General features: G+C 51.0%; 4 protein-coding genes and 1 pseudogene. 3 read left to right on the forward strand and 2 right to left on the reverse strand.

The annotated features are described in order from the left end of the window. Positions 1–7: 7 nt before the first annotated feature. A complete protein-coding gene (locus tag IPJ96_02405; GenBank protein MBK7909199.1) occupies positions 8–4,270 on the reverse strand; it encodes a T9SS type A sorting domain-containing protein in 4,263 nt (1,420 codons plus the stop codon). Between the two features lie 832 nt (positions 4,271–5,102). On the opposite strand from IPJ96_02405, the gene IPJ96_02410 reads away from it, so the two are divergent. From IPJ96_02410 to IPJ96_02420, 3 genes are read left to right on the forward strand one after another with little or no spacing between them, the layout of a single operon-like run. Then, entirely contained in the window at positions 5,103–6,785 is a 1,683-nt protein-coding gene (locus tag IPJ96_02410) for a SprB repeat-containing protein (GenBank protein MBK7909200.1), read from the forward strand. 23 nt (positions 6,786–6,808) lie between these two features. After that, entirely contained in the window at positions 6,809–8,119 is a 1,311-nt protein-coding gene (locus IPJ96_02415) for a T9SS type A sorting domain-containing protein (protein MBK7909201.1), read from the forward strand. After that, positions 8,116–10,317, forward strand: coding sequence for a T9SS type A sorting domain-containing protein (locus IPJ96_02420; GenBank protein ID MBK7909202.1), 2,202 nt, complete (start codon positions 8,116–8,118; stop codon positions 10,315–10,317). The genes IPJ96_02415 and IPJ96_02420 overlap by 4 nt, the downstream gene beginning before the upstream one ends. 481 nt (positions 10,318–10,798) lie before the next feature. Here IPJ96_02420 and IPJ96_02425 read toward each other — a convergent pair. Next, positions 10,799–12,927, reverse strand: a pseudogene (locus tag IPJ96_02425) (elongation factor G). Between the last annotated feature and the right edge of the window lie 74 nt (positions 12,928–13,001).

Below are 13,001 nucleotides of genomic sequence, written 5' to 3' on the forward strand. Positions count from 1 at the left end.
GATTATTTTATTCGATGATCAAAGCACGGGTAACACGTCCCTTCGAAGTGCTGAGCTGAAGGAAGTAAACACCCTGCGCTTTTTCTGACAGGTCGATGCTCTTGCGATAGATGTTCGTCTGCCGGACCGGTTCGAAGAAGATCACACGACCAAGTTGGTCGGTGATGCGCAACTCGAAGGATTCCGATACACCCACCGCCGTCACTTCGACACGCCCGTTCGACGGATTGGGGAAGATGTTGAGCTGGATGTCGCCGCTGATGGCATTCAGTCCTGTGATGATGTTCACCACAATGGAGTCGCTACCGGTGCAGCCGTTGCCATCGGTAACGGTGACCGAATACGTCCCGCTAACGCCGGTGTTGATGGTTTGGGTGGTTGCCGTCGTGCTCCAGAGGTAACTACTGAATCCCGCGCCGGCATCGAGGGTGACGGTTTGGCCGGATAGGATGTTCACCGTATCCGGGCCGAGGCTGACGACCGGAAGCGTGTTGATCGTGGCGGTAACGGGGACCGGGTTGCTCGGACAGGTGCCGTTGTTGGCGATCACGTAGTAGGTGGTTGTGGCGCTGAAGGTCGACGTATAGCTGGTGCCGGTGGCAATGAGCGTACCGTTGCTCGGGGCATCGTACCAGCTCATCGGATCTGCCGCTGTTGCGTTTAATGTCAGCGAGCCCGGGCCGCAGTTCGAAGCTCCGGTCGTAACGGGATCAGCGGCCAGTGGCAGGATCTCCGCATCAACGGAAGCCGGTGCGCTTTCACATCCCGTGATACCGGCGATGGCATAGTAGGTCGTTGTTGTCGAGATGACAGGAGTGGTGAATGAAGAGCCGGTGCCGAGCAATGTGCCGCCGCTTGGCGCGTCGTACCAGGATATCGGATCAGGGGAGCTGGCTGTCAGGGTAACACTACCACTGCCGCAATTCGAAGCACCTGTTACCGTCGGTGTACTGGACGGGCCAGCGACGATTGCATCCACGGGAACCCGTACGCTCGGACAACTCAAGCCTGCCTCCACGTAGTAGCTGGTTGTGCTGTTGATCACAGGTGTTGTGAAGCTGCTACCGGTACCGAGCAGGTTGCCACCCGTCGGCGCGTCGTACCAGGCGATGGAATCGGTGGAGCTGGCCGTGAGGGTGACAGATCCGGAAATACAGACGCTTCCGCTCGTCACCGTTGGAGGAGGAGTAACGATGATCTCCGCATCGACCGCCGTGCGCGTACTGGAGCAGCCATTGTTGGCGGCTTCCGCGTAGTAGGTCGTAGTCGATGTCAGTACCGGGGTGGTGAAGTTGATGCCGCTGCCGATCTGCGTTCCGCCGCTTGCGGCATCCCACCAGGTGACGGGATCGATCGAAGCAGCGGAGATCACGAGCGTGCCACTGCCGCAACGCGATGCACTGGTACCTACCGGAGGACTGACCACCGTGATGTTGGCTGTCACGGGCGTGCGAACGGAGGCACAACCTCCAACCGCTTGCGCGTAATAGGTGGTCGTCGCGCCGAGTACCGGCGTAACGAGTGTCGGGCCGGTGCCGACGAGGTTACCGCCGATGGCCGCGTCATACCATTCGATCGGATCGGTGGAAGTGGCGGAGAGTGTTACGGAAGCAGGTCCGCAAGCGGAGGCATCGGTGCCGGTAGGCGCGGCGGCGGAGTTGATGATCGCGCGGACCGCGACCGCGGAGGAGGGACAAGCCGTGCCAGCCACCGCGTAGAACGTATCGGTTTCGGTGAGGTAAGGCGTTATATAACTGCTGCCGCTGCCCAGGAGGAAGCCGTTGCTGGCGAGGTTGTACCAGGAGATCGGGTCAGGAGAGGATGCGGTCAGGGTCACCGCGCCGGGACCGCAGTTCGTCACATCGGAAGCGGTCGGTGCGGAGGATTGCGCGTTGATGATCGCCTGTACTTCGATGCGGCTGGGGCAGGAGCCGGCCTGCAGGTAGTAACTGGTGGTGCTGCTGAGGCCGGGTGTGGAGTAGGAGGAACCGCTGCCTACCTGTGTGCCGCCGCTGGCCGCATCCCACCAGGTGAGTGCGTCAGGAGAGTTGGCGCTGAGGGTTACGCTGCCGTTGCCGCAACGGGAGCGGTCGAACGCGTTCGAAGCGCCGCTGCCGATCTGCGCGCTGGCGGTAACACGGTTGGAAGCGCAGTTCTGATACGGAACGAAGACATACCAATCGTAGAAGTAGTAATAGAAGTTCGGGCCGCTGTTGGAGCCGTAGATCTCCAGCGTACGGGAAACATCGTATGGATACGAAACACCGGAGTTATTCCGGAAGAGCCCGAGGCTACCGGCACCAAGCCCGAGCGTGAGATCGTTTTCCTGCGGCACGTCGAAGTTCAGGTAAACCCGACTTTCGCCCACCGGCAGGTTGATGGTTTTGGATTGCAGGAGGTTGCCAGCTCCGTTGCGTAATTCGATGATCCGGTTGCCGGCAGAGCTCGCGTACACCTTTACCGAAACCAGTTTGAAGTTGGTGCGGCTGTCGAATCGCAGTTCTCCGTTGGAAGAAGATCCGCCGCCGCCGATGGTGTTGTCGACCGGGCCGACCTTTGATCCTTTACCGCGGACGGCTTCGACGAAATAATCCGTAGTAGACGACAGGCTCGGTGTCGTATAGCTCGTGCCGGTGCCGACCAGGTTGCCGCCGGTCGACGCATCGTACCAGAAGAGCGAGTCGGTTGCCGCGAGTGCGCTGGCGCGCAGGTTCACAGAGCCGGCGTTACAGGAAACCGCCGAAGTGGTGTTCGGGTCCTGGGAAGGCAGGACGACTTCCACGGTGAGGTAACTGGTGTCGTTGGAATAGGAGATGTCGCTGTTCCGGTGTGGAATGTAAGCAGTCAGGTTCCAGGTGCCGACCGTCGTAAAGTCGAAGGTCTGATCAAATAAGAGGGTAGCGGAATTGGAAGGCGCAAGTGCGGTGGTCAGCGTATCGTGCAAGGTCCACTGTTGTGAGCCGTTATCAATTACCACGACGACCGGAATATTCGTTTCATTCGTAGCGCCGTAGTTGGTCAACTTCAGGGAAATGGGAACACCGGCGCTCCTGCACAGGGAAGTCAGCGGGTAATTGTAATTGTCAATGGCGACATCTTTTGTCACGCCGCCGCCCGGACCGAGTTTCACCAGAGCGTAATTCTGATAATTCGAAGCGTTGCGGAAGTAGCCGAAGTTGGCGTACCCGCCGTCGGAAGTTTCGATGGCACGGTAAGCGTGATCGTGATAAGCGGAACCGTAGGTTACGTTTTCCCATTCCAGATTGCCGGAGGCATCCAGTTTACCGAGGTAATAATTCGGATTGATGAGACCGAAGGAGCGGGTAATTCCACCAATGATATAACCCCCATCGCTGGTCACTTCGACGGTCTTGCCACCGTCTTTCTTGGTACCGCCGAGGTTTTTCGTCCAGAGTGTATCGCCGTTCGCGTCGGTTTTGATGAGGAAGATATCGGTGTCTCCGAGTCCGTTCGGTGTATCATCGGCATCGCCCACCATCAGGAAACCGCCATCGGCCGGAGTATAGCAAACGTGATGGGATTCCTGGAGACCGGCGAAGTCATAGTTCTTGTACCACTGCACGGTACCGGCGCTGTCGGTCTTGTAGAGAACATAGTCGCCGTCTTCGAGGCCGTAGCTGTACGATTGACCATTCAGGATGAATCCTCCGTCCGGCGTCTGTTGCAGTGAGTTACCGATCTCGTAGCCTTGTCCGCCGATGTTCTTCTGCCAGCGTACCGTGCCGTTGGCATTGAGGCGGATGAGCCACATGTCGTACCATTGTGTTCCGGTGCTTTGATTATAACCCAGGGCGGCATAACCCCCGTCGGTGGTTTGAATGATCGCTTCGATTTCCTGAATGCCGTTATCGCCGATCATGCGCGTCCATTGGATGTTGCCGCTGCCGTCGGTCTTGATGATCCAGCCATCGTTGTTCACAGCGCCGAAGGAGCCGGTGAAGCCCGCGATGACGAAACCACCGTCGCTGGTGATGCGCACCATGTTGGCGAAATCGAATTGCGTGTCGCCGTAGGACCGGTTCCACAGCACATTGCCGTACGCGTCGGTGCGCACCAGCCAGATGTCGCTTTGTCCGTTGGAATAGGTTTCCGTACCTCCTACCATCACGAATCCGGAATCGGATGTCTGTTCCATCCAACGACCGTCTTCATCGTAGAAGCCGCCGTACTCTTTCGAGAAGGTGATCTGCGCCTGGACGAGGGAAGTCCATGCGCTCAACAGCACAAGCAGGGAGAAGAATCTTTTCATATTGAGTCTGAGGGAATTCGAATCACAAAGGTACAGGGGAAGCAAGTCCGTTCTCGGTGTTTTCTGTGAAGAGTGTTCAACATGGGGTGAATGCAAATGCCGCAGCTTCCAGCCGGTCGGGACCGGTCAGAAGAGAACAAATTCATTCGTATGAAGTTCGGGTCAGGGAGGGCAAACGGGAGACCTATTTACGCCAAAACCTTGCGAATGGTTCATTTTTTAGCTGAAAATCGGTGCCGGAATGTGTTAAAAATGGGCTTTTCCTGGATTTTAGCAAGGCGGGCATTCGCGCGTTGTGTTTAACGCCTATCCGAACGATGTTTCGAAGGCCCGTGGAGTACCCTCCGGCCTGATTCCGGTACCATTACCATTGGGCACCCGGGAGCCTCCGTCAGGATATCGTCTTCGCTCCGACAGGTGGCGCTTGATCGTTGAATGCTTGCTTTTCCAATTAGGCGATTGTGCGATCCAAGGGCCTGTTCCATGATCTTTCTACTGTTTCATTAGAAGATACCAAAGCATCCCACGGGCGATTGGTGGTGAAAGGGGAGTGATTGAACACATGGGTGAAATAAGGGTGGGCCGGAACTTTTTTCCAATCTACCTTCGTATTTATTTTTAATTAAATGAAGATTTTTTTACAAAAAATGAAATAATTATTTTTTATGACAAACATCATCTTATTTTACGATGTTAAATTTTTCTTTTCTCTTGCATTTAGAAATTGAATTGTTATCCTTTGATGTCGTTAACGTTTTAATCCGTAGTCATGAAAACAAAATCAATCAAACTTCATTTTTCGAATATTTTAAGGGGGGGGGGATTTTCCCTTGTGTTATTGCTGTTGTCCTTCGGAGTCTCCGGACAATCCTTGGATGTGACATTTAACCCTTCCGTGTATAATGGTGGATACCATGTGAGTTGCAACGGAGCCAGTGATGGCACCCTGGAGGCGATCATCGTTGGCGGACAGCCGCCTTATTCTTTTCAGTGGTCAACGGGTGCATATACGAAGACCATTACCAACCTGGCAGCCGGTACATATTCTATTTCCGTTATTGATGCTGCGCAGGACACCATCACCAAGAGCTATACGCTGATTGCCTCGGAGGCCCTGACCGGATCGCTCGACGTTTCGACCTATGGAGGCGGGCTCAACGTTTCCGCGCAAGGGGCTGCCGACGGCTGGATCACCGCTGTCATCGGCGGCGGCGCGACGCCCTATACCTATCAGTGGAGCAATGGAGCCGAGACGGAGACGAATCACGACCTGCCGAGCGGATCGTATTCGGTGATTGTCCGGGATGTCAACCAATGCCAGTTGCAACTGTCGACCAGTCTGACACAGCCCACGCCTTTGCATATTGTCAGCATCACCAGTCCGCTGCACAACGGGTACAACCTCAGTTGCAAGAGCAGCGATGATGGCGCCATTGACCTGACGGTTTCCGGCGGTGTTGCACCTTATACCTATCAGTGGAGCAATGGAAATTTCACGCAGGACCTGGCAGACCTGAAAGCCGGCGAGTACACGGTGCTGGTCAAGGACCTGAACGGTGTTGGCGTAACGGCCAGTATCACGCTCACGCAACCCGTTTCAATCGAGGTGGAATTGACAGCCCCGACCTACCCCAACGGCCACCACACGACCTGTTACAACTGCTCCAACGGCAGTGTGACCACCACGGTCACCGGCGGGGTGATGCCGTACACCTATTCCTGGAACTCCGGCCAAAGCACCCAGAACCTCTCCAACCTCATGGCCGGCACATATGCAGTGCTGGTTACCGATGCCAACGGTTGCACCAAACCCGACGTCAAGATCGACCTGACGGAGCCGGACCGGGATGATTGGACGATGATGGGGAATGCCAATAGTAATCCTGATTCTAATTTCATTGGGACGGTAGATTCCGCGGCCTTTACAATACGATCGAAGAATATTGACCGGATTAGAATTGATCCAACGGGTCAGATCGTATTGAATGGAACGATCAAGCTTGATTCGGTAAGCTCAGACAGTATCAGAAGTGTTTTCGTTGACGCAAACGGTTATTTGAGGATTGATGATCCGGGAGGGGGCGGCATACAAATTTGTTCCAGACCCTCCTACGCCTTTTACAAGAAACTCTGCCCCACAGATGCGAACTACTACTTTTATGGAAGCTTCAATCCGCTGTCAAAACTCGTGATTGGCGACCCGCTTTCCTTGCCGGGTACCTATAAAATGTACGTGACTGGAGGCATCTTAACTGAAAAGTTAAGAATTGCAGATAAGACGTCCAGTTTTTGGGCAGATGACGTGTTTAATCTGGATTATGAATTGTTGAGCATTGCTGATTTGGAAAGATATGTACGGGATAATAGGCATCTCCCTGGAATACCAACTTCGAAAGACGTGGAAGAGGAAGGGATCGACGTAGCCTCCATTCAAGGTAAATTACTCAGAAAAATAGAGGAGTTGCATTTATATATTATTCAGTTGGAGAGCAGAATAAAGGTGCTCGAAAAATAGTGGCACTAATGAAATTAATGCTCATGAAATTGTTTCAACCTGGGAATGTACTATTGCTGGTTTGTTTTCTGCTGGCTAGCCATATCACTTTCGCTGCCTGGACCCCAACAGGAAATGGGGTAGATGGTACAATACGGGATATGCTCGTGTTTGATGGAAAATTGTATGTAGCCGGCAACTTTGATTATTCCGGAGCTAATCGAATAGATAAAGTAGCTTATTGGGATGGACAAGGATGGCATTCGCAATCAAGTGGCTTAGGTTTTTCTGGAGGCTCAAGTATCACATCGATCGAAGAATTCAATGGTCAATTAGTAGCAGCTGGATATATAGATTCGGTTGATGGAGTTCCAGTTTCGAATGTTGTCATTTTCAATGGCACTTCATGGGAGCCACTTGGGGCAGGTTTTGACGATGTAGTTACGGATCTAGCAGTTTATCAGGATACACTTTTTGCAAGCGGTTATTTCGATCAATCGGGTGCGACTGCTATTCGGTTTTTGGCAAAATGGGATGGGGGATCATGGGTTGCGGTAGCGAATTACATCGATGACTATGTCTATACTCTTGCAGTTTGCGATACTGGTTTGCTTGTTGGTGGGCAGTTCACTTGGATCAATGGAGTTACTATGGGAAAAACTGCCCTGTATAGTTTAGGGAGATTTTATGCGCTTGGTCAAGGGTTTAACAACATAGTGACAAGGCTAAGAGTTTGTGACGACACGCTTTACGCTTGTGGAAATTTTACTCCGGTTGGAATCAATACTTCAAGGGGAATTAGTAAATACTATAATAATGCGTGGAATCCCATGCCAAGTCCGGATAGTATTATATCGGGAATCTACGATGTAGTGAAGTTTAACCAGCATTTAATTGTTTGCGGGCATTTTGAGGTGCCGGAAGATATCGGTGTTTTAGAGAACCAACAGTACATGCCGGGCGGAGGAACCGATGGGATAGTCTATCGTCTTCTGGAGTACAATAACTTGCTTTATGCCGGAGGCGGATTTAGAAACATCGATTCAGTGCCGGCCATGTCTATTGCTTCCACAGCATCAGTCATGACGAACCTGTTTCCCGTATCTAATGCCGGTATCAACATCTTGACATTTCCAAACCCTGCCGTTCAGGGACAAGACATTGTGTTGGAGATCCCGGCTCTCTGCTCTATTAGGAATGTGCATTTGCTCAATATCTCGGGTCACGAAATTCCTACGGATTTCTTCCTGGTCGAACCGAATAAGATCCGCTTCAGGATTTATGAAAGTGGTATGATGATAGTAAAAGTGAATGAGAAAAATATACAATTTGTTAGAAAAATAATTGTTTTATGAAAGGAACAATACTCTTTTTATGTGTGGTGTTTTATCCCATCTTCAATTTGAAGTCGCAAGATGTCGTCAATAACTATATTGATTGGACAGGAATAAATCATGATGATTATGCACGCCCATATGGTATTTATGACGGCGGATATTTTCGACGACTATATGGCTATGAAGGCGAGTTTTTAATCACAGCGGAACAATTGCCATGGGCCGATCCGAATAGATTTTTAGGTAATCTTGCCGCCATCGACATTAATAACTTGATAATGACATTTGATATAGAGCTTGTTTCATTTCCGTTTTCAATGGATTGTGCATTCGAGCCTGGATGTAATGATGGAGGTAGCCTGAGAATATTGGATGTCCCATCAGACGGACTTTATAACCCTTTGTATAATAGATGGGATTACTCGGTCAGTTTGCCAACAAATGCGAGTGGATTGTATAACAAGATCCAAAGTAAGGTTTTTGAAAGACAATATGGGCCTGCCGGAGAACTTCTATTTGCAATGAATGATCAAAGTATCCCCCTTGTCCTCTCTTCCGTTGGATTTGTCAGGCCAGGATTTGATATTAGTAGATTGGTAATTCCTCATTCCGTTTTAAAAATAACTATATCAGTACATTGCGGGCAGTTTGCAACTGATCCGGTGCTCGATCAGTTTAATTTATATGTTGATCTAACTCGAGGTATGATGCGTAGATATCCCTTTACAGTATCCAATTCATCAGTTTCTCCATCACCATCGCAGTATGATGTAACCATCAGACCAGTAATTTGTCAACCTCTAAGTAGTGCTTCATCATATACGGATGCGCCTTTTTGTGAATATAGTATATATGATCCTTCATCCACTTGCGATAGCTACTCAAGTATCAAAGGAGATGTTTGCAATATGCATCCCTTTGTTCCGGCAGACGATGACTTCTGTCAAATATTATATAATGCGTATGCTGATGTTCGGTCAGTTAATGATATATTTGAGTATAATCCTGGACCTGGATCGAGATATGTTGAACATTTGTCAATACCTGATAGATCAATAATTGTTTCAACGGGTATAAGGGACGCCTCTGGAAAAGCTCCTAGTGGATTTGAAAATGTTGGAGGTGTTTGGCAAGCGCAAAATGCCCCGATAGTGCATCAATATACCGTTAATCGGAACATTGACTTAACTAAAATAAACCCATCAGAAATGGTTATTTATAATCCTTCGGAGGTTTCCATTTCAGCTAACAATTTGACCTTTCCAAGTGGCTACACGTTTAAGACTATTTCAGGCACTTATCCTTTTCTGCCAGATTTATTGCAGCAGAGTGCCGATCCATTGAATGGTGGGCCATATAATACTACGGATCCCTATTCGCCAAATTATATTTCGAAACTCCCCAATCAAACGGATTTGTTTGTTGATTTTAATAGCACAGGAAGTTATCCTACCCAAGATCATCGCTATAGTTCCATTTATCATATTGAATCGAACGCCAAAGTAACCATCGAACCTTGCGTAAGCTTATACGATATGGTATTCGATGTAAAGCCAAATTCGGAGTTGTATTTTCAGAATTGGACTACTAACCAGAAGAATATTAACCGTTACAAGATAGATTTCAACGGAGGAAAAGTAAGAAAAGGAGCACCCCAATGGAAATTTCAGAATAATACTGTGGCCGATAGAATATTGGCATGGGACTCCGAATCCTTTATCTTGGCAGGCCGCTATGTGGATCCCGGATCGACGCATGGAAATTATGTCCTGGAGTCGGGGTCTCAGACCTTATTTAAGGCAAATGATTATATTGAATTGGAGCATGGCTTTGAAGCGAAGGAAGGGAGCGAGTTCTATGCTTCAATTGATAATGTAAATTTGGGAATTTGTGCGCCAGCACCTCCCCAGCGATTGAAAGGACCAGACTCCAGAACACCCTTAGGTCAAAAGGACGCCACTTCTGTTGAGATTACACCGAATCCGGCGGTGGGTAATGCCTATTTGATCTTAGACTTGAAGGAAAAGGCAATGGTAGCGGTTAAGATATTTGATAATCTAGGTCATTTATTGTGGACGGAAGGATCAAGTGTTCCATTAATGGCTGGAAAGTATCAGTATAAGATGGATTTAAGTTCATTCTTACCCGGAGTTTATTATATCAGCGTATTTTGTGGGGAGGAGTTGTTTTCAAGGAAAGTGGTTAAGATTGATTGAAACTGATGAAATGATTTCAGTTTCCTTTGGATGAATGGGCTTCCCAAATTTTATTTTTTATAGACAATTTTTGGAGTTAACACAGGGTGTTATTGTTGGCTGACCTGCTCAGCCGTTAATTGAAGATGATACGCCCCACAAGATAGCATCCCTATAAACTAATCTATTAACAAAGCGTAAGCGAAAATCAAAGTTAATAGAGGTTCAGATTGTAGCCTTCCTGGCGCAGTATGAACAAGGTGTTAAGGTGACTTTGCGGGGGTGAAGCCGAAACGATGCGAACAATTTCGGCAGAAGATCGCAAGGGTATACTGCATCAATAATTTCGGACTAGATTCATGGTAATCTGCTGTAATTGCAATTTATCGCCATGCTGCCAAGCGGGCGGAAACGGTGGTGATGGGCCACAGATACGATGTAAATTGAATAACAAAGGCCGGTAATGGTACCGGCCCTTGTTATTGCATACAGGAATAATAGCTCAATGTTGCTCCGTCGCCTTGTATCCTTCGGCGAGTTTGCGTTGAATTTCGCCGGGGACGGGCGCATATTCGAGAAATTTTCCGGAGTAGCTGCCGCGGCCCTGTGTGATGGAGCGTAAGGAGGTGGAGTACTTGTCGAGTTCCGCCAGGGGCGCGCGGGCTTTGATGACCTGGTACTTGCCTTTGCTGTCCATGCCGAGGATGATCGAGCGCCGGCCTTGGAGGTCGGTGACCACGTCGCCCATCAGTTCTTCGGGCACCATGACTTCGATCTCGTACACCGGCTCGAGGATGCGCGCGGCTCGGCCTGGTGGAAGGCTTCCTTGAAGGCCATCATGCCGGCGATCTTGAAGGAGATGTCGTTGGAGTCGACGGGATGCATCTTGCCGTCGTACACGATCACGCGGATGTCGCGTACGTAGGAGCCCGTCACCGGACCTTCGTGCATCTTTTCCATGATGCCTTTCTGGATCGAGGGGATGAACCGCTGGTCGATCACACCACCGACGATGCAGTTGTAGAAGACCAGCTTACCGCCCCAGGGCAGGTCGAGTACTTCCTTGTCGCGTACGTGGTGCTCGTGCGGTTCCGGCATGCCGTCGTGGTAGGGTTCGATCTTGAGGTACACTTCTCCGAACTGACCGGCGCCGCCGCTCTGCTTCTTGTGCCGGTACGAGGCCATCGAGGCTTTCACGATGGTCTCGCGGTACGGGATGCGCGGCTTCTCGAATTCCACGGCGAGGTGATAGACCTTTTCCAGCCGCCATTTCGTGACGGCCAGGTGCAATTCGCCCTGTGAACCCAACAACACCTGCTTGAGTTCGCGGTTGTAGTCGACTTCCAGGGTCGGATCTTCCTGGTGGATCTCCTGCAGGACGGTGCCGAGTTTTTCGTCGTCGGCCTTGTTCTTCGCCACGATGGCGGTTTGCAGGCGCGGAGCCGGGAAGTGGATCGGGTCGAATTGGAAATCCTTGCCCGCTGCGCAGAGCGTGTGGTTGGTCAGCGTGTCTTTCAACTTGAGTGTCGCGCCGATGTCGCCGGCAACCAGCTTGTTGATGGCGTTGCGGTTCTTGCCGTCCATGATGAAGAGCTGGTTGAGGCGCTCCGTATGGCCGGTGATGGGATTGTACAATTCATCGCCCGTGTTGATCTCACCCGACATGACCTTGAAGAAGGTGAGCTTGCCCAGGTGCGGTTCGATCAGGGTCTTGAAGACGAAGAGCGCCTTGGGTCCTTTCGGATCGCAGGCGAGTTCGCCGTCGTTTTCGAGTTTCTCGGGTAACAGTTCGGTAGCGGAAGGAGCTACGTTGTCGATGAAGCCCATGAGTCGGCCGCTGCCCATGTCGCGCTTGGCGGAGAGGCAGAAGACCGGGTACACGTCGTGGTGCAGCATGCCGAGCTTGAGCCCCTGGCGGAGTTCGTCTTCGTCGAGGTTGCCCTTTTCAAAATAGGTAGCCATGAGTTGCTCGTCGTTCTCGGCGGCCTTCTCGACGAGTTCGTTGTGGAGCCGGTTGGCTTTTTCCATTTCCTCCGCGGGGATGGGCAGCTTTTCGGGTTTGCCGCCGGTGGCCGGATAGCGGTACATCGTCATCTTGAGCAGGTCGATGATCGCATTGAAGCCGTCGCCCGTCTTGACGGGATATTGCATCAGGGTGATCGCCTTGCCGAATCGCTCCTGCGCCTGGCGGACGGTTTCGTCGAAGTCGGCTTTCTGGTGATCGAGGTGGTTGACGGCGAACAGGATCGGCTTCTGGAATTTTTCAACGTAGTTCCAGATGAGTTCGGAACCGATCTCGACGCCGTTCTCGGCGTTGAGTAACATCACCGCCGTATCGGCGACCCGCAGTGCGGCGATGACCTCACCGATGAAGTCGTCGAGGCCGGGTGTGTCGATGATGTTGATCTTATAGTCTTTCCACTCGGTGTGCATCGAGGTCGCGTAGACCGAGTTGCCGCGTTCGTGTTCGATCTCGTGGTAATCGGAGACGGTGTTCTTCTCTTCGACGGTGCCGCGACGGTTGATCAGTCCGGCCTCGAAGAGCATGGCTTCAGATAACGTCGTCTTGCCGGACTTGGGTGCGCCGACAAGCACGACGTTCTTGATGTGTTTGTCATCATAAACTTTCATGGCGAGTGCTTTTTAATATTGCATATGGATGTGGAAGAGCAAAGTGGGAGCAGGGCCCGGATAAAATGAGAACC

This window comes from Bacteroidota bacterium, from assembly GCA_016713765.1.
Taxonomy (GTDB): Bacteria; Bacteroidota; Bacteroidia; order AKYH767-A; family 2013-40CM-41-45; genus Pollutiaquabacter; species Pollutiaquabacter aromativorans.

Excerpts from the sequence above, each read along its gene's own strand:
- IPJ96_02405 (MBK7909199.1), bottom strand. The coding sequence starts at position 4,270 with ATGAAAAGATTCTTCTCCCTGCTTGTGCTGTTGAGCGCATGGACTTCC.
- IPJ96_02415 (MBK7909201.1), top strand. The coding sequence starts at position 6,809 with ATGAAATTGTTTCAACCTGGGAATGTACTATTGCTGGTTTGTTTTCTG.
- IPJ96_02420 (MBK7909202.1), top strand. The coding sequence starts at position 8,116 with ATGAAAGGAACAATACTCTTTTTATGTGTGGTGTTTTATCCCATCTTC.